The sequence below is a fragment of the Bdellovibrio bacteriovorus genome (assembly GCF_041888015.1).
Taxonomy (GTDB): Bacteria; Bdellovibrionota; Bdellovibrionia; order Bdellovibrionales; family Bdellovibrionaceae; genus Bdellovibrio.
This window is the reverse complement of the sequence record NZ_CP168968.1, coordinates 14564-35285: the sequence shown is the minus strand read 5'-3', so window position 1 is coordinate 35285 and position 20722 is coordinate 14564. Positions and strand designations below refer to the sequence as shown.

Sequence of the window (20722 nt, the reverse complement as noted above, 5' to 3'; positions counted from 1 at the left end):
GGACAAAGAGCCAGTCAAATGCTTAAAATAAATGAGATTTTCTATAGTATTCAAGGTGAAACCACCTATGTCGGCTGTCCCACAGTCTTTGTGCGCCTGACCGCCTGCAACTTGCGCTGCACTTATTGCGACACCAAGTATTCCTACTACGAAGGCGAGATGCAAACGCTGGAAAATATTCTGGCGGAAATCGATTCCCACAAAGCTCCCCATGTATGCATCACGGGTGGAGAACCCTTGTTGCAAAAAGAAGTGCACACGTTGATGAAAACTCTTTGCGATCGCGGCTACAAAGTTTCTTTGGAAACAAGTGGATCGAAAAGTGTTGCAGATGTTGATGCGCGCGTGAAAATTATTTTGGATGTGAAAACGCCAGATAGTGGTGCAGCAGATTCTTTTATTATGGACAACATCCGCTTTTCCACTCCCAGCACGGAATACAAGTTTGTGATCTGTTCAGAGAAAGATTTCGAATGGTCCGAAGAATTCTGTCGTCAACATAAATTATTTGAAAAATTTGTGGTTTTATACAGCCCATCATACGGCCAAGTGTCTGAACGCTGGTTGGCAGAAAAAATTTTGCAAAAAAATTCATCTGCAAGGTTGCAATTGCAGCTGCATAAGTATATTTGGAATCCCGAAACACGCGGAGTATAGTCCTTAACGATTCATCTGAAATTTTGGGAGTTCCATGACGCCGAACCTAAACAGTTCCGATAATCTTTTTGTCGCCAACCTTCAATCTGTAAGCTTGGAGAAGTTAGTTAAAAGCAAACTTGAAGTTTTGTTTGCTCAACAAAAAGAAGCACAAGTTGAGTTGAATGGTTTGTACAATGTAGTTCTGGAACAAGTAGAAAAACCACTTCTTGAGCTTGCTTTGCGCGCCTATAATGGCAATCAGGTGAAAACCGCGCAAATGCTGGGCATCAATCGCAACACTCTTAAGAAGAAAATTGACAACTACAAGATTCGTGTAAAGAAAATGAACTAAAGTTCGTTCAAGTCTTGCATCAGCGGGCCACCTAGAACCACCACCAAGCACTAGGCCCGCAATTTGTTCCATCCAGAAAGCTGAAGTTTTTAAAAACTTCATTTTCGTTACTCTAGAGGGGTTCAATGAGTACGAGAATACCACCACAAAATCTTGATGCCGAACAGTCCATCCTGGGCGGCTTGATGCTGGATCGCGAAGCGCTCGACCAAGTCGGCGACGTATTGCTGGCTGATGATTTCTATAAACCAGGTCATCAAAAGATTTACGAAGCGATCAAAGAGCTGCACGCCAAAGGCCAGCCTATTGATATTATCACAGTGACCAACACCTTGCAGGCGCAAGGGCACATGGATATGGCCGGCGGTCCGGAATATCTTATCAGTCTTCTGGATAAAACAATCTCTTCTGCAAACATTGGTACGCACGCGAAGATCGTAAAAGACAAGGCCACTTTGCGCCGCTTGATTGCAATTAATTCCTCTTTGATCGAAAAAGCCTACGATCAGGATTTTGTGGATGTGGAATCCTTCGTCGATCAAGCTGAATCCGAGATTTTCAAAGTGGGCGAGAATAAGACCAAAACCGGTCTTGTCGGCTCCATGGAAATCGTTAAAGCTTCCATCCAGAAAATCGAAGAGCTTTACAAAAACAAAGCTGAGATCACCGGTCTTGCCACCGGCTTTAAAAAGCTGGATGAAATGACGGCAGGTCTGCACGCGGGCGAGATGACGATTATCGCCGCTCGTCCGTCCATGGGTAAAACAGCCTTCTCTCTGAATATCGCACAGCACGTGGCACTTCGTCTGAAAAAGACGGTGGCTTACTTCTCTTTGGAGATGGGTAAAGAGTCCATGATGATGCGTATGCTTTCTGCGGAATCCAAAGTGAGCATGAGTGAAATCCGTAACGGTCGCATCCAGGATTCGGCGTGGCCGAAACTGATCAACGCAGCCAGTGCACTTTCCGAAGCTTCCATCTTCATTGATGATACGCCGGGGGTTTCTCCGTTTGAGATCCGTTCCCGTGCCCGTCGTTTGAAAGCCGAACACGGTCTTGATCTGATCATGATCGACTACTTGCAGTTGATGAGCATGAAACAAAAGATGCAATCTCGTGAGCAAGAGGTTGCTGAGATTTCCAAATCTTTGAAAGCCATCGCCAAGGAACTTCAGATTCCGGTGATCGCTCTGGCCCAGCTGAATCGTGGGGTTGAGGGACGTACTGAGAAGAAACCTATGCTGTCTGACCTGCGGGAATCCGGATCCATCGAGCAGGATGCCGACGTTATCATGATGCTTTATCGTGATGACTACTACGACAAAGAAAATCCAGACAAACAAGGTCACGCGGAAGTGATCGTGGGTAAACAGCGTAACGGTGCCACGGGTCCTGTGAAAATGCGCTTCGATGCTCAGTACAATAGATTCCGTGATGCAGACCCGGAGGGCCCAGTGAGTCCACTGCCTCCTCCACAGGCGCCCCCACCAATGCCGGGCGGCAGACCTAAAAACTTTGCACCTGGATCAACCGTCTAAGATAATGGGGCCCTATGAGGCCCCTTATTTATTTTTTCCAACGTAAGAAACCTCAATATTATAAGCCCGTCGTTCTGATCACGGGCTGCAGTTCCGGTATTGGAATGGCCGTTGCCAAACTTCTGCACGGCCGGACTGAATACCGCATCGTCGCTACCGCACGAGAGAAAAGTCTTGAGAAGGTTCGAAATGAATTCTTAGAAGACGAACGCTTTCTGATTCGCGCCCTGGATGTCACAGACGAAAAAAGCCGAGAACAGCTGATTCGTGATATCAACCGCACCTGGGGTGGCGTGGACATTCTGATTAACAATGCGGGCATTTCTTATCGGGCCGTGGTCGAGCATATGACCGAACAGGATGAAGAACTGCAAATGGCCACAAACTATTTCGGTCCGATGGGCTTGATTCGCCTGTGCCTGCCACATATGCGCGAAACAGGCCGGGGAAAGATCATTAACATTTCCTCCGTCAGTGGGATGCTGGCCATGCCGACAATGTCGGCGTATTCAGCCTCCAAATTCGCTCTGGAAGGTGCCAGTGAATCACTGTGGTATGAAATGCGGCCCTTCGGTGTCAGAATCTGCCTAGTGCAGCCCGGGTTCATCCACAGCCCTTCACACAAAAACGTCTATCACACGGCTCAATCAGATCCGACCCGCAATTGGAGCGGACCGTATTGTGACTTCTACAAGAACATGACGCCTTTTGTGGAGCGCATGATGAACATGTCGCTCACAACGCCAGAAAAAGTCGCTAAACAGATCCTGAAGGCCATGAAGGCTGAAAATCCCCCTTTGTGGTTGCCAGCGACTCTGGATGCAACGGTGTTTTACTACATCCGTCGCTTGCTCCCTCGCCGGATGCTTTTACCATTCCTGTATTGGTGTCTGCCTGGAGCCCGCAATTGGGCCAAAGAGCACTCTCATCGCCGCAAGTAGCGCCAACTGGACCTTGGACTTGATTGCGCCTTTAGGGTTGAGTTCCCTTTAACCTCTTGATGGACTGGATTCGTCTTCAATACAGAGACCTTTGAAAAGCATGGAGGCTGATCATGGGAAATACTTTGGCGAAGGCAGTGGTTGTGGCAACTGGACTGCCCCAGGACCCTGTCGAAAGAGAATTCAACAACCTGCTGGAAAAGCACGGCAAGAACCCCGAAAGCCTCACGTTAGAGGAGCTGCGGGAAGTGATGGCGGACTATCTGCAAACCGTCTTCTTGGAAATGCAGGTCGAAAGCAGCGCCGAGAGCGCATAAAAAAAGGGTCCTCATCGGGACCCTTTTCTATTTCTCAATCTTTTCAGATTAAAATTACTGTTGAGCCAAGCGCTGCTGTTGCTGCGCTCTTTTGTTCAAGGTTTTGATCGCGGTGTTGATGAATGTCGCCTGAGCTTTTACCTTTGTGTAAACTGCAACCAAAGAGCAATCATCTTTACCGTCTTTACCAGCACCACGGCTTGTAACTCCCCAAACGTACTGAACACCTTTAACTTCCAAGAATGCAGGGCCGCCAGAGTCACCGTGGCAAGCGCCTTTACCTTGTGTCTGATCCAAAAGAATTTCTGTTTTACCGAAGCTGTCAGCGATCTCAACGTCAACCTTACGAAGACGGTCATCAGATTTTGTGTTCACGCCATCTGTTTCGATCAAACCGTAACCAGCCAATGTCGTTTTCGTGCCTGGAACAAGAAGGGATTCGTCAGAAAGGAATTTTGCAACCTGGTAGCCCGGCGCCATGCCGCCTGCGAATCTCAAAACAGCAATGTCGTTAGCATCTTCGCCGTCTTGACCCATTTTACCGTAGCCTTCGTGAACTTCAGTATCCACAACCAAACGGATATCAGTTCTTTGCATTTTGTTGATGTCGGTATTGAAGATCACATACAAAGAAACTTCCTTGTATTCTTCGCCCACCTGAGGAACGCAGTGACCTGCCGTCAGAACCATATTGTTTTTAAGAAGAGAGCCTGTGCAAATGAACTGACCTTCTTGATCGTCAGCAGTCTTTACAGAAGCGATGATTGCCACTGTCGTCTTTGCAATGCTGTCTTTGGTCTCAACTGGCTGACCGCCGATAATGCCTGTGCTTTGTGTGCCAGACTGAACAGAGTTCTGAGTTGCTGGGGAACAAGCTGCCAAAGCCGCTGCCACACCCGTAAGAACCAAAGATCTTGTAATATTGATAAGTTTCATGTTCCCCCCACCTTCCCCTAAAAGGTGAGGCCTTTAAACACCCAAAATGGCACCGGTGCAATACAATTTTTCAAATGAAATGCATAAGAAATGCTTATGGTAAAAAATAAAAGGGACCCAGAGTGGGTCCCTTTTAGGGAATTTTTCGCTTCAGAAGCAATAGAGTTGCTTACGCGCGCTCTACAGCGATCTGGATTTTAGCTTCCATTCCTTCAGTGTAGCGAACCACAGCTTTGTGTTGACCCAAAACTTTGATTGGCTCTTCAAGATGGATGTCACGACGATCTACGGAGTGACCCATTTTTTGAAGTTCTTTGGAAATGTCTGTAGTAGTTACTGTACCGAATAGTTTATCAGTCTCACCAGCAGCCAATTTGAATGTAACAGTTGTGCCGTTGATTTTGTTCAAAAGCTCTTGTCTTTCGGCTTGAGCTTTTTTCTTTTTAGCTTCAGCAACGCGCTTCAAGTGTTCGTACTCTTTTACGCGTTTTTCAGTAGCTTCAGCAGCCAATTTGCGAGGGAACAAGAAGTTTCTCGCGAAACCTTCAGAAACGTTCACCAACTCACCAACACGACCTACATCTTTAACATCTTTTTGAAGAATAACTTTCATGTGATCTCCATTTTTTAGCTGTTTTCAGTCGGTGCCTTCATCTTGCGAAGACGCGCCCTGAAATCAACCCAGTAATCGACCAAGCCAACCACTGCCAAAATCGGCAATAACTGACCGACCAAGATTATGTACGTCAAAACTCGCATGAACAATCCTGCTCGCATCGAGTTTAGAAATACCTCCAACACTGCCAGCCCCTGAAAGAAATAAAGAACGATTGAAACGTTCAGTATATTAACTGCGAGGATAGCAACGGCCTTACCGCCAAAACTCACCATTGTCAGAAGGAAGGCAATCATCGCAACCCAAATAAAATAATCCGGCACACGATATTCTAACAACTTGAGCTGAGAGGCAATTTTCTCGCGGGGCAAATTGAGCCACGAAAAAACCCTTCTCTCAAAAATAAGTCCCAAACCCAGGGCTAGCACTAACATGATAACCACGGCTGAGGGCACCTGCTGCATCAGAACACCCGGGTCCAACTTCACCGCCGGATTCATTTCCTGAACCTTTTGGGAGAATTGCTCCACCAGCTTCTGAACTTCAGCATACGTGTTGATTCCGTTTCTTTTGAAAGCTCCCATGATCCCCAGGCCCGCAGCCACAGATCCCACAGCAACACTCAAGAGTCCCGAAATCCACCACCCAAGTCCTCTTTGTTCCAATTCCATGTAGGCACCTAAAGTCATCCAAACGGAGCCTAAGAACAGAGCAAGAGGTTGAGCGTTCAGGAGCCACGCAGCTCCTGTGACTACGATCCCTAAAATCCAAAAGGCGATAGGACCGTATGTCTTGCGCAAGACACGAAGGAGGGGGGCGCCCATAATCCCAGTGAGCATCGACAACAAAATCGAGAGTGATGAAATTGTGATGAACTTTTGGGGAGTCGCCGTCTTCTTCATGGCTTACGCCCTTTAATTATTCGCCTTTATCGAAACGCTCAGAACGCTCTGCTTTTGCAGCTGCGAAAGCAGCTTTACGAGCAGCAGCTTTTGCTTCACGTTCTTTTTCACGAGCAGCAGATTCAGCAAGACCTTTTTTGAAGCCTTCCATGAATTTTGCCAAAGAAACACGCTCATCAAGGCGAGTGTGCATGAAGCGAAGTACTTTGTCGTTGATACGCATTGTACGTTCCAACTCAGCGATAGCTTGTGTGTCAGCTTCGAATGTAGAGTGGAAGTAGATTGCCTTTTTCAACTTGCCAATTGGCGTTGCCAAAGTTCTTTTGCCCCAAGTTTCCAAAGAGTTGATGGAACCTTTGTAAGATTCGATCGTCGCTTTGTTCTTCTTGAACAGCTCTTTTTGATCTTCAAGAGTTGCATCTGGGTGCATGATAACGACAACCTCGTAAGGTTTTTTCGTTGCAGTAGTTTCCATTGAACTATCCTTTCGGTTTATAGCCCCCACCTCAATAAGCGGGAGCAAGGATGACTTTTTTAAAATGTTTAACGGGTTTAGCACGGCTTTGGCCCAAGCACAAGGATTAGGCAATTGAATACCTAAGAATCCAGCCCTAGAATGTGTAAATGGTCACTTTTATTGAGATTATGGACGGTCCCAACGAAGGCTCCCGCTTTAAGGTTGAGGAGGGTTTGACCCTGGGGCGATCCAAGGCCGACATCATCATCAAAGACGGAAAAGTCTCTAGCACCCACGCCCAGTTCGCCTTGGACGGGAAGGGGCAATACGTTTTGCAGGATTTGGAATCCTCCAACGGAATCCATATCAACGGTCGCCGTGTGAAAAAAGTAGCGTTATTACCGGGGGTTATCTTTGAACTCGGCAGAACCCAGTTCAAAGTCGTGACCGTCGAAGAAGAACTCGCCTTGGATTTCTCGCGCCTCATAACTTGGCGCAGCATTCTTCAGGATCGTCTTGCTGAAATATCTGCACCTGAGAGTTCTAAAAAGGTCAGTCTGCAAAGCTTCAGTCCTGCCCTGCGCCTTTTATTCATCCAGGGAATTCAGACGGACGAGGAAATTATTTTAGGGTACGGGCCTCGTTCTGCGGGTGCTGACTCTTTGGATATTGAACTTTTGGACGAAGAGGCCCCCCAAGATGCCTTCGAGCTGCACCCGGGTCCAGGCATGGTCGAAATTAAAATCAAGGCAAAGGGTCGGGTCGCACTTAACCATAAGACAATAGATGCCGAAATGCTCAAGGACGGGGATTTGATTTCAGTGGGAAATACCCTTATTAAAGTCACCTACGTCTAACGAAAAGGGCATCATGGAAACGACATCAAAAACCACCGGCAGCTTTGAAAGCTTCGATGGCACTCCGATCTACTACGAAGTGCGCGGCGAAGGCGAGCCTCTGGTATTGGTGTACGGCATTGCCTGTCTTCTGAATCACTGGCATCACCAGATTGAATACTTCTCAAAGAAATACAAAGTCATCAGCTTCGATCTGCGCGGACACCAAAAAAGCTGTCCTGTGGCTGACGCCAGTCAGTTGACCGTGGAAGCGCTCTCCAAGGACATGATCGGCCTCTTAAAACATCTGGGCATCAAGAAGGCCCATTTTGCCGGACACAGCTTCGGCGCCCCGTTGTTGTTGGATCTGTATTCCAAGAAGCCTGAGCTCTTTCTCTCTATGACCTTTATCAACGGTTTTGCCAAAAATCCCATCAAGGGAATGTTTGGTTTGGACGTAATCGAACCCTTCTTCTATTTCGTTAAATCCCAATACGAACATCAACCGGACCTGTGGAATACTCTGTGGAAACTGGCTGTGGATAATCCCATGTCCATGTATCTGGCGGCTTTAGCCGGTGGTTTTAATCTGAAGGTCACGCACTTCAAAGATATTGAAGTCTATGCCCGCGGCGTGGCCCGCATGAATCTGGAAGTATTCTTACGTCTTTTTGAAGAGCTGATGAAATATGATGGCGAAGGGGTTCTGGAAACCATCGAAGTTCCCGTGCTGATTATTTCCGGTGAAAAAGACATGGTGACGCCGATTCGTTTTCAGTATCACTTCAAGGAAAAGATCAAACACTCTGAGTTTGTGCTTGTTCCCTATGGATCACACTGCACACAGCTGGATTTTCCTGACTACACCAATCTGAAGATGGAAAAATTCCTCTCTGACAATTCCGCAAAATAGAAATGAAAAAGGCCACCCATGCGGGTGACCTTCCTCTTTTTAAGAAATCACGGAGCTAGCCTTTATCTCCAAGCAGCTTTTGTGATGTCAAATCCGTATTTATTAACAGAGTCATCGGATGTGAAGACGATTTTCACGTATTCACCTTCGATTACCGGAGAGAACGACTCATCGTTCTTACCGCTCATAGTTCCGTAAAGTTTGCCAGCAGCATCGTAGAACTTCACGTTGTCATAGTCTCTCTCAGTATCGAACTTAGAGAAGAAGATAGAGATCTGTTTTGCGCCCGGAACAGAAACCTCATACGTCAGGTTGGATTTACCAGCGTATGGGTGCGGAGTGGAGTGCGCCACGTCCACTGTTTGCCAGTTTACCGGATCGTTTGGATCTGGTTGTGGAAGAGTGTTCGTCAGCATTGCGTAGGCATTGGCCAAACCACCTCTTGCCTTGCCACGCAGACCTGCAATTGGCTTGGAAGTGGAAACGATTCTTTCCTTCATCTCAATACCCGTCAAATTTGGCTCTGCAGAGGCCAACAGAACCGCCATACCAGACACGTGAGGTGTCGCCATGGAAGTGCCGGACCAAGAGTCATAGCCAGTGCCAGTGATGGAAGAAACAATGTTCACACCAGGAGCGCCAACGTGAACTTTTGTTTTACCGTAGTTAGAGAAAGAAGCAATCTGACCGCGGTTGTCGATAGCTGCTACAGAAAGAACGTTCGGCACATCATAAGTTGCCGGATAAGTCGGGTTGGAATCGTTGTTGTTTGATTCGTTACCCGCTGCCGCAACAAACAAAGCACCTGCTGCATTGGATCTTTCGATCGCTTGTTTCAAAGTCTCAGAGTAGCCACCGCCACCCCAGGAGTTGGAAAGGATTCTAGCACCTTTGGAAGTTGCATAGTCGATCGCTTTCAGAGCGCCATCCAAAGAACCGGAGCCGCTTGCAGAAAGGAACTTCACACCCATGATGCGAACATTCCAAGCCACGCCCACGATACCTTTGCCGTCATCACCAGAAGCACCGATTGTACCGGAGCAGTGAGAGCCGTGACCGTGGTCATCCAGTGGGTTGCCTGTTGGCTTAGCCGCTGTAACGAAGTTAGCACCATAGATATCATCAATGATACCGTTGCCATCATCGTCAACGCCCGGCTGGCCGTTCAACTCAGCATCGTTCGTCCACATGTTGCCTTTAAGGTCAGGGTGGTTGTAGTTAACACCCGTGTCGATCACCGCAACAATAACGTCTTTGGAACCCGTTGTAATATCCCAAGCCTGAGAAGCTCCGATATCCACACCAGCGATGCCCTCGCGTTTTTGAGAATCCGGCTGACCGTTGTTGATCAGACCCCAAAGTTGACCCAGCATTGGATCATTTGGAGTTTTGTTGATTCTATAGATATAGTTCGGCTCGATAATGTCGATGTTTGGATTTTGTGCCAATGATTTTACAACATTGGATTGAATCTCAAACACAGGACGTTTGATCACCACGATGTTTTGACCAGGAATAGTGTCTTTTACATAAGACCCCAACTCTTGGCTCAAGACATTCAAAGAAGATGTCGCAACAACATCGTCTTTAAATTTTACGATGAATTCACCAGGTACTGCCTCAGGCGCAGCCGCAAAAGCGTTTAATCCAGAAAGCAACAAGCCAAACGCCAGCGCTTTGGAGGCTCTTTCCATAAGCCTTTTCATGTGATCCCCTCCTTCAATGGGTGATTTTCTATCGACAGAGAGGGGAAAAATTTTCCCCAGACGTCCCTAGTTCCAAAATGGTACCAATGAGGGTAGGGGCTGGTTATCTATTTTTTATTGTGGTTAAGAATTTTCGAATTTTTGGCTGAAAGTCCAGCTTCACACCAGACGAAGGTCTAGGAGAAGCAGGACTTTGCACTTGTTAGCAGGACTAAGAAACAGCTTTTTTACTGGTCTTAGGTGTTGGATTTTCGTCGATAAAATCAAAACTCATCTGTTGAGGCGCTTTGAATTGCACGATTCTTTGCGGGTTCTCAGCAATCTCTTTGCGCTCTGAAGGCGTCACAACATTGACACCGGCGGAGGCCTTGATGAGGTGTTTAATAAAGGCTTCTTTCACACTGTCAGGTGCATCTTTGTTGAAACCCAGTTCTGCCATTAGTTCATTAATCTTCTTCATAAGCCCATTCCTTGGTCTAGTTTCGGAAGTTTGCTGAACGAGCTTTAGAAGAATATCGAAGATGAAAAGTTCGAAGATGTCTCTCAATGAGAAAGACTCATGCCGCAGAATTTAAAGGTTAAAGGTGCCTGGTTGTTTTTTCTGGCTACAGCGCAACAAAAGACCTTAGAAGTTAATTTAAGAGGTTGATATTAAAAGACTATTTAAGAACTAAATAGAGAGGTTGAATTCTGCTCATAGGCCCGATTTGATGCGGGTTAGCCAGAAAAAACAACCAGGCACCTTTTACCTTTTAAAGAAGGAATAAAAAAGGGAGTCCTTGGACTCCCTTTTCTTTTGTTAGCCGGCGCCGCCGTCTTTGTGTTTTTCACGTTTTGTGACGTTGGCCACGAAGAACTCGCGGTTCATACGGCTGATGTTTGTCAGCTGAATTTCTTTCGGGCAGGCTGCTTCGCAGGCACCTGTTGTTGTACATGCGCCGAAACCTTCCGCATCCATCGCGCCCACCATACGGATCGCGCGTTCATTTCTTTCCACCTGACCCTGCGGAAGCAGTGCCATGTGAGAGATCTTTGCAGAAGTGAATAGGGCTGCAGAAGCATTCTTACAAGCCGCCACACACGCACCGCAGCCGATACAAGTTGCAGAAGACATTGCTTCATCAGCATCCGCCTTCGGAACCAGAATCGCATTGGCGTCCACGGCATTCCCTGTGTTCGTAGAGATGTAACCACCGGAGGAGATGATACGATCCAAAGCAGATCTGTCCACCATCAAGTCCTTGATCATTGGGAACGCTTTCGCACGGAATGGTTCAATCGTCAGAGTCGCACCGTCGTTGAAATTTCTCATGTGCAACTGGCATACGGTTGTTGATTTCATTGGACCGTGGGCTTCACCATCGATCACAAATCCACAAGTTCCACAGATACCTTCACGGCAATCGTGGTCAAATGCGATAGGCTCATCGCCCTTTGCAACCAATTCCTCGTTCACTGCATCCAGCATTTCCAGGAAAGAAGCGTCTTCAGAAACGTTCTTGGCCTGATACTCTGCGAAGGAGCCCTTATCGTCAGGCCCTTTTTGTCTCCAAACTTTCAAATTCAGATTAATATGTTTTCCAGACATGCTACGCCTCTTATTTATAACTACGAGTTGCTAGATGTACGTTTTCAAACTTCAGTTCTTCCTTATGACGAACAGAAGTGTCGATTTTACCAGTGTATTCCCAGGCAGCCACGTGACAGAAGTTAGCATCATCACGCTTCGCCTCGCCATCAACCTGATACTCTTCGCGATAGTGACCACCGCAAGATTCTTGTCTTTCCAAAGCATCACGGCACATCAACTCACCCAGCTCCAGGAAGTCGGCAACACGGCCGGCTTTTTCAAGCTCAACGTTCAAGTAACTTGGATCGCCCGGGATACGCACGTTATTCCAGAACTCTTCACGGATTTTTGGGATTTCTTGAAGAGCTTTTTTCAAGCCCGCTTCATTACGGCCCATACCACAGTATTCCCACATCACATGACCCAGTTCCTTATGGAAGCTGTCCACTGTGCGGGCACCTTTGATGTTCATCATTTTTTTGATTTCTTCCTTCACGCCGTGTTCAGCCGCTTTGAAGGCCTCATTCGTCGTGGAAACTTTCTCAAGCTTCGTACCACCCAGGTAGTTACCCAGGGTAAATGGAAGAACGAAGTATCCGTCCGCCAGACCCTGCATCAATGCAGAAGCCCCCAAACGATTAGCACCGTGGTCAGAGAAGTTCGCTTCACCCGCAACAAACAGACCTGGAATAGTGGATTCCAAGTTGTAGTCCACCCACAAACCACCCATGGTGTAGTGAGGAGCCGGATAGATCATCATCGGTTGTTTGTATGGATTCTGACCGGTGATTTTGTCATACATTTCAAACAGGTTTCCGTAACGCTCAGAGATCTTGTCTTCACCCAGGCGTTTGATCGCGTCTGCGAAATCAAGATAAACCGCTTTGCCGGATTCATTCACGCCACGACCTTCGTCACAGCGGTACTTCGCCTGACGGGAAGCCACGTCACGAGGAGCCAAGTTCCCAAAGGATGGGTAAACACGCTCCAAGTAGTAATCACGTTCATTTTCAGGGATCTCATTCGGGTGACGTTTATCACCAACAGCTTTTGGAACCCACACGCGACCGTCGTTGCGCAGAGATTCAGACATCAAAGTCAGTTTGGACTGATTTTCTCCATGAACCGGAATGCACGTTGGATGGATTTGCGTGTAACAAGGATTTGCGAAGTAAGCGCCACGTTTGTGAGCTTTCCAAGCCGCCGTCACCGCGCAGTTCATCGCGTTTGTCGAAAGGAAGAACACGTTGGAGTAACCGCCAGAAGCGATCACAACCGCATCAGCCTCATGAGATTCAATTTCGCCAGTCAAAAGGTTGCGCACGATAATACCGCGGGCTTTTCCGTCGATCACCACAAGATCCAGCATTTCACGACGGCTGCGAAGCTCAACGTTTCCTACATCAACTTGTCTCATCATTTCAGAGTAAGCACCCAACAAAAGCTGCTGACCAGTTTGACCACGAGCATAGAACGTACGGGAAACTTGCGCGCCACCGAATGAACGGTTCGCCAAAGTTCCGCCGTATTCACGTGCAAATGGAACACCTTGTGCCACCATTTGATCGATGATGTTCGCAGACACTTCCGCCAGACGATAAACGTTGGCTTCACGAGCGCGGAAATCTCCGCCTTTTACAGTGTCATAGAAAAGACGGTAAGTGGAGTCACCATCATTTTGATAGTTTTTCGCAGCATTGATACCACCTTGAGCGGCCACAGAGTGGGCGCGGCGAGGTGATTCATGCACGCAGAATGCTTTTACTTTGTAACCAAGCTCACCCAAAGATGCCGCCGCAGAAGCACCAGCAAGGCCGGTTCCAACAACGATAACAGAGTGTTTTCTTTTGTTCGCCGGGTTGACAAGCTTGTAGTCAAATTTGGTTTTAGTCCACATGGACTCAATTGGGCCACTTGGAATTTTGCTGTCTAATTTATTAGCCATTGTTCTGTCCCCTTAGTTGCCGTTCAGGAAAATAAATACGGGTTGAGAAATGAAACCCAAAGCCACAATCACTGCGTATGTGTAGCTTAGTTTTTTCCATGTATTGCGATAAGTGCCTTCCATCAAACCCAGAGATTGGAATGTGGACCCGACACCGTGACTCAAGTGGAAGCCCAAAAGAACCAGAGCAACCACGTACCATACGATGTAACCCGGACTTTGGAAGACTTCGACCATCAACTTCGCCAGATCACGCATCACCACGCCATTCACTGTCGTTTCATAGTGGGTGCCATATTTGAATGTGATCAAATGAAGAATGATGAAGACCAGAATCAAGCTTCCTTGAACCGCCATTGTTCTGGAGGCCAATGAAACTTTCTTTTTGCCGCGAGCCGCAACTGCGTAGCGCTGCTCTTTGGCTTCACGATTGTTTTTCGTGAGGCTGATGGCGCAGAACACGTGAACTATCAACGCCAGAACCAGAACGGTTTCCGCGACGTAGATGATATTTCCACTTGTCAGCGCGTGTCCGTAAGCATTGTAGGCATCATGGCTTACGAAGATTAAAAGATTACCGGCCATGTGTGCGAGAACAAATCCCGCCCAAATCAAACCGGTGATTCCCATTACGTACTTTTTCCCGACGGTAGAACCGAGAAATCCAGACATGGTGTAGAACCCCTTGTTTTGTTGGTATGTATTTTCTCAATAAGTTTCCACTTACCTTACTCCCGGGTGCAGCTTTTTGTCCATGTCCCCGGTCATGTTTCGCGACACGTTAAATATACAATTTAGTTTTGCCTTTCCTGGACTTGCGATAGAACAAGGCCTCTTAAAAGACGGGGTAAAATCATGAAGATTTTTGTGTGTATCAAGCAGGTGCCTGACACCGAAACAAAGATTAAGATCTCTCCCGATCAAACCGGAATCGACACGGCGGGTATTAAGTGGGTCATGAACCCATATGACGAGTATGCAGTTGAAGAAGCCAACAAGCTTCGCGATGCAAACCCAGGGTCCCAAGTATGGGTTCTGAGTGTTGGACCAAAGGCTCGTGTAGTTGAGTCTTTGCGCACGGCTTTGGCAATGGGGGCTGATGAAGCCATCGTGGTTAATGGCGAAGGTTTGGACAATCTCTCTACCGCAAAAGCTTTGGCTGAAGTGATCAAGGCTGAAGGCGGCGCCAAAGTCATCTTCTCCGGCAAACTGGCGATCGACGACAATTCTTCCTCCGTAAGCCAGATGATGGCGGAATTCCTTAATGTCCCTCACACCACAGTGGTATCGAAATTCAATTTCAATGGCGAAAACGTTCTGGTTGAACGTGACATTGAGGGCGGCGCCAAAGAGGTTGTGCAAATGATGACTCCGGCGGTTGTGGCGGCGAACAAGGGCTTGAATATGCCTCGTTACGCAAGTCTTCCGGGCATTATGAAAGCCAAGAAGAAAGTGATCAAAGAAGTTGAATTTGCCTCTTTGAACATCCCTGCTTCGGACATCAAAGTTAAATACACAGGCTTTGCTCTTCCTCCGGAAAAACCGGCTGTAAAAATGATCTCTGGCGATGCTTCTGCACAGGCATCCGAACTGGTTAAACTTCTTCGCGACGAAGCGAAGGTTCTGTAAGGAGCTTGCGACATGGGTAAAATTCTAGTTTTTGCTGAACACACAAACGGTAAACTTAAACGCAGCGCTCAGGAATTGCTTCAGGCCGCAGCAGCTTCCGGCAACACCGTTGTGGCAGTGGCTTTCGGTTCTCACGCAGGTGATGTGACGGCAGCTTTGGGTCACAATGGCGCTTCTGAGGTTCACGTTGTTAAAGACGCGGCTTTGGATGCTTACAATCCTGAATCCTTCACGGCGAACATCGCAGCGATCATCGCTAAGGTTCAGCCCTCCATCATCCTGGCTTCGGCTTCTTCCACGGGGAAAGATCTTTTCCCTCGCGTAGCAGCTCGCTTGGGTGTGGGCGTGGCAAGTGATTGCACATCTTTGACCATTTCCGGTGACAACGTAACAGCGGTCAAACCGATGTACTCCGGCAAATGTTTTGCGACGGTAAACTTCGAAAACAGCTCCACTAAAATCGTTTTGATGCGCGCCAACCAACTTCCGGTAGCGGCAGCGGACACTTCCAAAACTGCAAACGTTATTGAAAACGCAGCAGCGACGGTTGATTTGAAAACTTTGGTGAAAGAAATCGTGAAAGGTGCCAGCGAAAAGCTGGATCTGACCGAAGCAAACATCATCGTTTCCGGTGGTCGTGGACTTAAAGAAGCAGCAAACTTCAAAGTTTTGAATGATCTTGCCGATGTTTTGGGTGCAACAGTGGGAGCTTCCCGCGCCGTTGTTGATGCTGGTTGGGTTGGTCACGGTATGCAAGTGGGTCAAACAGGTAAAACTGTAGCGCCAACTCTGTACATCGCGGTTGGTATCTCCGGCGCGATCCAGCACTTGGCAGGTATGAGCGGATCTAAAGTTATCGTTGCAATCAACAACGATCCAAATGCTCCGATCTTCCAAAAAGCCACCTACGGAATTGTTGGCGACGCTTTGGAAATCGTTCCGAAACTGACTGAAGAGTTCAAAAAGGCTCTTCACCACTAATCGTGTTCAGAAAATACATTCTTCCGATTATTGTTTTCGTCTTCTACCGAACCCTCTCATGGACATGGAGGGTTCGGCTTATCGAACCTGATTCCCTGAAACAATCTGTTGATTCCTCCACTCCATCGCCGGTGGTGCTAGCGCACTTTCATGGAGATGAGTTGGCTCTTTTATCCATCGTAAAAAGGTATCGTATTGCCACGATCGCCTCTCAATCCAAAGATGGAGAGTTGATGGCCACAGTATTGAAGTGGTTGGGTGCAAAAACCAGTCGCGGGTCTTCCACGCGCGGTGGAGTGCAGGCCCTTAAAGGTCTTTTGCGTTTAGTAAAAGACGGGGGAAATTGCAGCTTTGCAGTTGATGGTCCAAAGGGTCCGTTACACAAAGTAAAACCCGGAGTCTTTGAACTTTCTCGCATGATTCATGGTCCGATCTACGCAGCGGGCGTGGCTTGTGATCGTGCGATTCACTTTCCGAAATCGTGGAACAAAACCTTCCTGCCAAAACCCTTCGCCAAAGTGATCATCTACTGGATTGGCCCCATGTCTCCAGTGAGCAAAGAGATCGATCCAAGAAACCCAGACCTTGCTCTAGAGTTAGAAGGACTTTTACATCAAGCTAGACAGCAAGCTCTTAAATTCATTGCGGATAATGATGCTCAGTGCTAGCCTTTTAGCGTAGAACTCGCTTTCAGATCTTCGAGGCAATGATGCTACTTGATCTGGAATTAGTGCTAGTGTGTCTTCAACTTTTTAGAGGGACTTTTAAAGTATGAAACTTGTAATCAGCATCTTGTTGCTCATCTCTGCGACCTCCTTCGCTCAGAAATCCAATGAAGTCGTGGCTCAGGTGGGTAAAAAAACCATCACACTTGAAGATTTCAATAAAAAGTACAACGAGGTGAAGTCACAAACGATCAACCCTCCAAGCAAAGAGCAATTCCTTGAAGACCTGGTGCGCTTCGAGTTGGGCGTTCAGGAAGCTGAAAAGCGCAATATGCAAAAGGATCCTGTCGTTCAAGATCGCTTCGACCAGGAAATGTACAAAGCTCTTCTTGAAAAAGACATTGGTCAAAGAATCCAGAAAATCCAGGTTTCTGATGCTGAGATGAAAGCTTGGTATGCCAAGAATCCGGAACTTCGCACCAGCCACATCCTGATTGAGTTCAAGGCGGGCGCCACTCCGACTCAAGTTGCTGAAGCCAAGAAGCGTGCGACTGAAATTTACGACGAAGTTAAAAAAAGCAAAAGACCGTTTGAAGAACTGGTTAAGTTGTACTCTGACGATGCGCTTTCCAAGCAAGTTGGTGGTGACATCGGCTGGCAGTCTCGTATAACTCTGGTTCCGAACTATTATGATGCTGTTGCCAATATGAAGGTCGGTGAGATTACGGGGCTTATCGAAACGAAATTTGGCTTCCACATCATTAAGCTGACAGGTCGTAGAAGCTATGAGAACGCGAACAAACGCCAGATCAGAGCTGCAGTTTACGATGAGAAAAGAAAAGACGTCTTCAATGACTACTTTGAAAAGTTGAAGAAGTCTTATCCGATCAAAGAAAACAAAGGTCTTCTTAAATAAGGATTTGATTCGATGAAAATCAATAAGAGCCCCGCACTGACGGGGCTTTTTATTTTTATGAGCCTCGCCTTGGCGGGTTGTCCATCAAGCTACCAGAAGATCTCTACCAAACCGGTAGAGAAAGTGAACGATCACGTTCTGACCTCCAAACAGTTCGCCAATCAACTGGCACGTCGCCTGCGTAACTTTGATGCCCTGGCCGCCAAGGACCCCAACAACATCCACAGAATCAAAGAAGAAATTCTGCGTGATTTCCTGGTGAAGAGTCTGACGCTGGATTGGTCGCGCGCTCAAAGCATTGTGATTTCTGAGGCCACTCTCGACAAAGAAGTCGATTCCTTGCGTGCCAACTATCCCGACGATCTTTCCTTCCGCAGAGCCTTGGCTCAGGAAAATCTGTCCTTCTCGGAATGGCGAGAGGAGCTTCGTTATTCGTTGGTCGAACGTGAGGTCTTTAAAAAGATCAATGAAAAGGTCAAGGCTCCTACAGAAGAGGAAATCAAACGTTACTACGAGGACAACAAAGACCGTTACAAGCGCAAAGAGCGCATTTACCTGCGCCAGATCGTCGTTGACGAGGACGCCAAGGCTGATGCCATTAAGTCCGATCTTAAATCCGGCGACTTCGCAGAGCTGGCCCGCAAGTACTCAATCACTCCTGATGCCAAACAAGGTGGGGTCGTGGGTTGGATCGAGAAGGGGACTGTGGATTATTTTGACCCCCTGTTTAGCGTCGGCTCTGGGGTGCAAACAATCAAAAGTCCCTTCGGTATCCATCTGATCCGTGTGGAAAAGAAGGCTGCGGCCTCCACATTGACTCTGGAAGAGGTTAAACCACAAATTATCCGGGCTTTGCGCGCACAACGCGAGCAGGCGGAATACGTCGCTTGGCTTGATGCTCAGCTCAGAAGTAGTAAAGTCTTAAAGGACTACGATTTGATGAATTCCATTAAAGTAGATACACGAGGAACCAATGATTAATATTCTCTTTTCTTTGCTAGTGGCCGTTCCAAGTCATGCTGAGGTTGTGGAAAAAACTGTGGCTATCGTCAATAGCGAGCTGGTACTGGAATCAGATTTTAAAGATCTTGAGAAACGCCTGCCAAAACCAGGCATGGTGGATGAGGCCTTGTTGTTTGATAAGCCGATCTCCAGCCTCAAAGGAAATCGCAAGGCTCAGTTGGAATACCTCATCAATGAAAAAATTCTTCAGTCTGAGATCAAACGCCTGAACCTGACTATCACCAGTGACCGTGTGGATTCCGAACTTAAGGATATGGCGAAAAAAAATCATGTCACCGAGGCGGAGCTTGCCAATGTGATCAAGCAGCAGGGTGTGACTCTGGATGATTATCGCCGTTTCTTGAAAGACAGCATTGAAAAACGTTCTTTGATGGATGCAGAGATTATTTCCAAGCTGCGCATTTCAGACGAAGATGCCTTGAATGAGTATTTGAAATCCAATCCAAACAATCGTCCATCCATTGATGAATTCAGCGTTTCCCATATCTTCTTTAACCCCAAAAAAGGTGGCGCCGAGGCTTCTGTCAAACGCGCAGAAACCGTGTTGGGTAAACTTCGCAGCGGCGAGAACTTTGAAAATCTGGCTCAGCAATACAGTGAAGATCCGAATTTTTCTTCCGGCGGAGCCCTGGGCACCTTTAAATCCGGTGAGTTCCTGCCGGAAATTGAAGAGGCGATCTCAAGCCTGAAGGCAAATGAAACCACACCGATCGTAAGATCCCGCATGGGCTTTCACATCGTAAAGCTGACAGGTAAAAAGCTGACAACAGATCCAAAGTTTGAAGCGGCTAAGGAAAGAATCAAATCTCAGTTGTTGGAAACCAGCTTCCGCCGTCAGTTGAAAAACTGGCTGCAAACAAAACGCGACGAATCTTTCGTGCGAGTCAATGAGTAGAAATCGAATTGCTCTTACCACAGGTGATGCAGACGGCATTGGACTGGAAGTCACAGCCAAAGCCTTGCATCACTTAGGTCCTCAGCCCAACACTCAATTTATTCTTTGGCGTTCTGAAGGAGCTTCTGACAAGTATCTGAAGCTTATTGATAAAAAGTTTGAACGTATCGTGGTGGACACCCTGTCAGAGGCCCTCAAAGTCACAGGGCCTTATCTGATCGACATCGCCACGGAAGCACCACCAGCCCATTGGGTGGAGGCTTCTGCCAAGGCTTGTCTGAAAAAAGATTTGCAGGCAATGGCGACGGCCCCCTTATCGAAAACGTCCATCAAAGAAGCCGGATATAAAGATCTCGGGCACACCGACATCCTGAAGCGAGTCTCCAAAAGCCGTCATGTTCACATGGGTTTTTTGGGCAACAAGTTCAATGTTGTTCTGACGACCGCCCATATTCCTATTCGGGATATTTCAAAGCACCTCAGCTTTAGCACGTTGGCGGAAGCTCTTTTAAATGCCAATGACCTGCGCAAGAAGCTTCCTGCAGCTCAGGCAAAAAAACCTATCGGAATTCTGGGACTCAATCCCCACGCCGGAGAACAAGGATTGATCGGCCAGGAAGAACTTCTCTTCTTCCCTGAGCTTCTGTCCTTTGCTAAAGAGAAGAAGATTCCTGTCGAAGGCCCCTTGGTGCCGGATGCTGCTTTCTTCCCTGTAAATTGGCCCAAGTATTCTATCTATCTGTGTCTGTACCATGATCAGGGCCTAATTCCTTTTAAAATGATCCATGGCCAGGACAGCGGGGTCCACATGACCCTAGGGATTCCTTTTATTAGAACCAGCGTGGATCACGGCACCGCAAAAGATATTTTCGGCCTGAATAAAGCCAATCCCAACTCAATGATTGATGCCGTTCGCTGGGCGGTAAAATTAGCTCGACTCTAGAG

23 protein-coding genes are annotated in these 20722 nt (G+C 47.4%); 14 read left to right on the top strand and 9 right to left on the bottom strand.

Annotated features, from left to right (window positions below; genetic code table 11):
• Positions 1-18 precede the first annotated feature (18 nt).
• From ACES2G_RS00180 to ACES2G_RS00160, 5 genes are all read left to right on the top strand, one after another.
• On the top strand, positions 19-657 hold the full coding sequence (locus ACES2G_RS00180) for a radical SAM protein (protein WP_374000962.1): 639 nt from the start codon (positions 19-21) through the stop codon (positions 655-657).
• 34 nt (positions 658-691) lie between these two features.
• Positions 692-991 (top strand): helix-turn-helix domain-containing protein, encoded by a 300-nt coding sequence (locus tag ACES2G_RS00175; RefSeq protein WP_011162662.1) that lies wholly within the window; start codon positions 692-694, stop codon positions 989-991.
• A 125-nt stretch (positions 992-1116) separates the two neighbouring features.
• The gene (gene dnaB / locus ACES2G_RS00170; RefSeq protein ID WP_347358389.1) at positions 1117-2529 is read left to right on the top strand and encodes a replicative DNA helicase; all 1413 of its coding nucleotides are present in this window, start codon (positions 1117-1119) and stop codon (positions 2527-2529) included.
• Positions 2530-2543: 14 nt separating this feature from the next.
• Positions 2544-3470, top strand: a complete 927-nt coding sequence (locus ACES2G_RS00165; protein WP_374000961.1) for an SDR family oxidoreductase — start codon at positions 2544-2546, stop codon at positions 3468-3470.
• 113 nt (positions 3471-3583) lie between these two features.
• Positions 3584-3787, top strand: a complete 204-nt coding sequence (locus tag ACES2G_RS00160; RefSeq protein WP_347358391.1) for a hypothetical protein — start codon at positions 3584-3586, stop codon at positions 3785-3787.
• 54 nt (positions 3788-3841) lie between these two features.
• Here the strand turns inward: ACES2G_RS00160 and ACES2G_RS00155 are convergent, their stop codons facing one another.
• The 4 genes from ACES2G_RS00155 to rpsF form a co-directional block, all read right to left on the bottom strand.
• On the bottom strand, positions 3842-4723 hold the full coding sequence (locus tag ACES2G_RS00155; RefSeq protein ID WP_347358392.1) for a trypsin-like serine protease: 882 nt from the start codon (positions 4721-4723) through the stop codon (positions 3842-3844).
• 169 nt (positions 4724-4892) lie between these two features.
• Complete coding sequence (rplI, locus tag ACES2G_RS00150; protein ID WP_347358393.1) at positions 4893-5336, bottom strand: 50S ribosomal protein L9; 444 nt, start codon at positions 5334-5336, stop codon at positions 4893-4895.
• 14 nt (positions 5337-5350) lie between these two features.
• Positions 5351-6241: a DUF2232 domain-containing protein gene (locus tag ACES2G_RS00145; RefSeq protein ID WP_374000960.1), complete on the bottom strand. Its 891-nt coding sequence runs from the start codon at positions 6239-6241 to the stop codon at positions 5351-5353.
• Between the two features lie 16 nt (positions 6242-6257).
• Positions 6258-6716, bottom strand: coding sequence for a 30S ribosomal protein S6 (gene rpsF / locus ACES2G_RS00140; RefSeq protein WP_374000959.1), 459 nt, complete (start codon positions 6714-6716; stop codon positions 6258-6260).
• 149 nt (positions 6717-6865) lie between these two features.
• Between rpsF and ACES2G_RS00135 the strand changes: the two genes are divergently transcribed.
• Both ACES2G_RS00135 and ACES2G_RS00130 read left to right on the top strand, forming a co-directional pair.
• The gene (locus tag ACES2G_RS00135; protein WP_347358396.1) at positions 6866-7555 is read left to right on the top strand and encodes an FHA domain-containing protein; all 690 of its coding nucleotides are present in this window, start codon (positions 6866-6868) and stop codon (positions 7553-7555) included.
• 13 nt (positions 7556-7568) lie between these two features.
• Positions 7569-8447 carry an alpha/beta hydrolase gene (locus ACES2G_RS00130; RefSeq protein ID WP_347358397.1) on the top strand — a complete coding sequence of 293 codons (879 nt, stop codon included), beginning with the start codon at positions 7569-7571 and terminating at the stop codon, positions 8445-8447.
• A 62-nt stretch (positions 8448-8509) separates the two neighbouring features.
• On the opposite strand, the gene ACES2G_RS00125 is transcribed toward ACES2G_RS00130, so the two are convergent.
• The 5 genes from ACES2G_RS00125 to ACES2G_RS00105 all read right to left on the bottom strand — a co-directional run bounded on the left by ACES2G_RS00125 (position 8510) and on the right by ACES2G_RS00105 (position 14340).
• On the bottom strand, positions 8510-10153 hold the full coding sequence (locus ACES2G_RS00125; RefSeq protein ID WP_347358398.1) for a S8 family serine peptidase: 1644 nt from the start codon (positions 10151-10153) through the stop codon (positions 8510-8512).
• Positions 10154-10364: 211 nt separating this feature from the next.
• Positions 10365-10613, bottom strand: coding sequence for a hypothetical protein (locus ACES2G_RS00120; protein WP_347358399.1), 249 nt, complete (start codon positions 10611-10613; stop codon positions 10365-10367).
• A 339-nt stretch (positions 10614-10952) separates the two neighbouring features.
• Positions 10953-11741 carry a succinate dehydrogenase/fumarate reductase iron-sulfur subunit gene (locus ACES2G_RS00115; RefSeq protein ID WP_374000958.1) on the bottom strand — a complete coding sequence of 263 codons (789 nt, stop codon included), beginning with the start codon at positions 11739-11741 and terminating at the stop codon, positions 10953-10955.
• 10 nt (positions 11742-11751) lie between these two features.
• Positions 11752-13668 carry a fumarate reductase/succinate dehydrogenase flavoprotein subunit gene (locus tag ACES2G_RS00110; protein WP_374000957.1) on the bottom strand — a complete coding sequence of 639 codons (1917 nt, stop codon included), beginning with the start codon at positions 13666-13668 and terminating at the stop codon, positions 11752-11754.
• Positions 13669-13680: 12 nt separating this feature from the next.
• Positions 13681-14340, bottom strand: coding sequence for a succinate dehydrogenase cytochrome b subunit (locus tag ACES2G_RS00105; RefSeq protein ID WP_374000956.1), 660 nt, complete (start codon positions 14338-14340; stop codon positions 13681-13683).
• A gap of 183 nt (positions 14341-14523) precedes the next feature.
• Here ACES2G_RS00105 and ACES2G_RS00100 point away from each other — a divergent pair, with 183 nt between their 5' ends.
• The 7 genes from ACES2G_RS00100 to ACES2G_RS00070 all read left to right on the top strand — a co-directional run bounded on the left by ACES2G_RS00100 (position 14524) and on the right by ACES2G_RS00070 (position 20720).
• Positions 14524-15297, top strand: coding sequence for an electron transfer flavoprotein subunit beta/FixA family protein (locus tag ACES2G_RS00100; RefSeq protein WP_347355629.1), 774 nt, complete (start codon positions 14524-14526; stop codon positions 15295-15297).
• 12 nt (positions 15298-15309) lie between these two features.
• Positions 15310-16278 carry an electron transfer flavoprotein subunit alpha/FixB family protein gene (locus tag ACES2G_RS00095; RefSeq protein WP_347355631.1) on the top strand — a complete coding sequence of 323 codons (969 nt, stop codon included), beginning with the start codon at positions 15310-15312 and terminating at the stop codon, positions 16276-16278.
• Positions 16279-16439: 161 nt separating this feature from the next.
• Entirely contained in the window at positions 16440-16946 is a 507-nt protein-coding gene (locus ACES2G_RS00090; protein WP_347355633.1) for a lysophospholipid acyltransferase family protein, read from the top strand.
• 103 nt (positions 16947-17049) lie between these two features.
• A complete protein-coding gene (locus ACES2G_RS00085; RefSeq protein ID WP_347355634.1) occupies positions 17050-17859 on the top strand; it encodes a peptidylprolyl isomerase in 810 nt (269 codons plus the stop codon).
• A 12-nt stretch (positions 17860-17871) separates the two neighbouring features.
• Positions 17872-18840 (top strand): peptidyl-prolyl cis-trans isomerase, encoded by a 969-nt coding sequence (locus tag ACES2G_RS00080; protein ID WP_374000955.1) that lies wholly within the window; start codon positions 17872-17874, stop codon positions 18838-18840.
• Complete coding sequence (locus ACES2G_RS00075; RefSeq protein WP_374000954.1) at positions 18833-19777, top strand: peptidylprolyl isomerase; 945 nt, start codon at positions 18833-18835, stop codon at positions 19775-19777. The genes ACES2G_RS00080 and ACES2G_RS00075 overlap by 8 nt, the downstream gene beginning before the upstream one ends.
• The gene (locus ACES2G_RS00070; protein ID WP_347355638.1) at positions 19770-20720 is read left to right on the top strand and encodes a 4-hydroxythreonine-4-phosphate dehydrogenase PdxA; all 951 of its coding nucleotides are present in this window, start codon (positions 19770-19772) and stop codon (positions 20718-20720) included. The genes ACES2G_RS00075 and ACES2G_RS00070 overlap by 8 nt, the downstream gene beginning before the upstream one ends.
• The last annotated feature ends 2 nt before the right edge of the window (positions 20721-20722 follow it).

What these genes read in the sequence shown, in the direction of transcription:
- ACES2G_RS00180 (WP_374000962.1), top strand. Translation starts at nt 19, where the DNA reads ATGCTTAAAATAAATGAGATTTTCTATAGTATTCAAGGTGAAACCACC.
- ACES2G_RS00175 (WP_011162662.1), top strand. Translation starts at nt 692, where the DNA reads ATGACGCCGAACCTAAACAGTTCCGATAATCTTTTTGTCGCCAACCTT.
- dnaB (WP_347358389.1), top strand. Translation starts at nt 1,117, where the DNA reads ATGAGTACGAGAATACCACCACAAAATCTTGATGCCGAACAGTCCATC.
- ACES2G_RS00165 (WP_374000961.1), top strand. Translation starts at nt 2,544, where the DNA reads ATGAGGCCCCTTATTTATTTTTTCCAACGTAAGAAACCTCAATATTAT.
- ACES2G_RS00160 (WP_347358391.1), top strand. Translation starts at nt 3,584, where the DNA reads ATGGGAAATACTTTGGCGAAGGCAGTGGTTGTGGCAACTGGACTGCCC.
- ACES2G_RS00155 (WP_347358392.1), bottom strand. Translation starts at nt 4,723, where the DNA reads ATGAAACTTATCAATATTACAAGATCTTTGGTTCTTACGGGTGTGGCA.
- rplI (WP_347358393.1), bottom strand. Translation starts at nt 5,336, where the DNA reads ATGAAAGTTATTCTTCAAAAAGATGTTAAAGATGTAGGTCGTGTTGGT.
- ACES2G_RS00145 (WP_374000960.1), bottom strand. Translation starts at nt 6,241, where the DNA reads ATGAAGAAGACGGCGACTCCCCAAAAGTTCATCACAATTTCATCACTC.
- rpsF (WP_374000959.1), bottom strand. Translation starts at nt 6,716, where the DNA reads ATGGAAACTACTGCAACGAAAAAACCTTACGAGGTTGTCGTTATCATG.
- ACES2G_RS00135 (WP_347358396.1), top strand. Translation starts at nt 6,866, where the DNA reads ATGGTCACTTTTATTGAGATTATGGACGGTCCCAACGAAGGCTCCCGC.
- ACES2G_RS00130 (WP_347358397.1), top strand. Translation starts at nt 7,569, where the DNA reads ATGGAAACGACATCAAAAACCACCGGCAGCTTTGAAAGCTTCGATGGC.
- ACES2G_RS00125 (WP_347358398.1), bottom strand. Translation starts at nt 10,153, where the DNA reads ATGAAAAGGCTTATGGAAAGAGCCTCCAAAGCGCTGGCGTTTGGCTTG.
- ACES2G_RS00120 (WP_347358399.1), bottom strand. Translation starts at nt 10,613, where the DNA reads ATGAAGAAGATTAATGAACTAATGGCAGAACTGGGTTTCAACAAAGAT.
- ACES2G_RS00115 (WP_374000958.1), bottom strand. Translation starts at nt 11,741, where the DNA reads ATGTCTGGAAAACATATTAATCTGAATTTGAAAGTTTGGAGACAAAAA.
- ACES2G_RS00110 (WP_374000957.1), bottom strand. Translation starts at nt 13,668, where the DNA reads ATGGCTAATAAATTAGACAGCAAAATTCCAAGTGGCCCAATTGAGTCC.
- ACES2G_RS00105 (WP_374000956.1), bottom strand. Translation starts at nt 14,340, where the DNA reads ATGTCTGGATTTCTCGGTTCTACCGTCGGGAAAAAGTACGTAATGGGA.
- ACES2G_RS00100 (WP_347355629.1), top strand. Translation starts at nt 14,524, where the DNA reads ATGAAGATTTTTGTGTGTATCAAGCAGGTGCCTGACACCGAAACAAAG.
- ACES2G_RS00095 (WP_347355631.1), top strand. Translation starts at nt 15,310, where the DNA reads ATGGGTAAAATTCTAGTTTTTGCTGAACACACAAACGGTAAACTTAAA.
- ACES2G_RS00085 (WP_347355634.1), top strand. Translation starts at nt 17,050, where the DNA reads ATGAAACTTGTAATCAGCATCTTGTTGCTCATCTCTGCGACCTCCTTC.
- ACES2G_RS00080 (WP_374000955.1), top strand. Translation starts at nt 17,872, where the DNA reads ATGAAAATCAATAAGAGCCCCGCACTGACGGGGCTTTTTATTTTTATG.
- ACES2G_RS00075 (WP_374000954.1), top strand. Translation starts at nt 18,833, where the DNA reads ATGATTAATATTCTCTTTTCTTTGCTAGTGGCCGTTCCAAGTCATGCT.
- ACES2G_RS00070 (WP_347355638.1), top strand. Translation starts at nt 19,770, where the DNA reads ATGAGTAGAAATCGAATTGCTCTTACCACAGGTGATGCAGACGGCATT.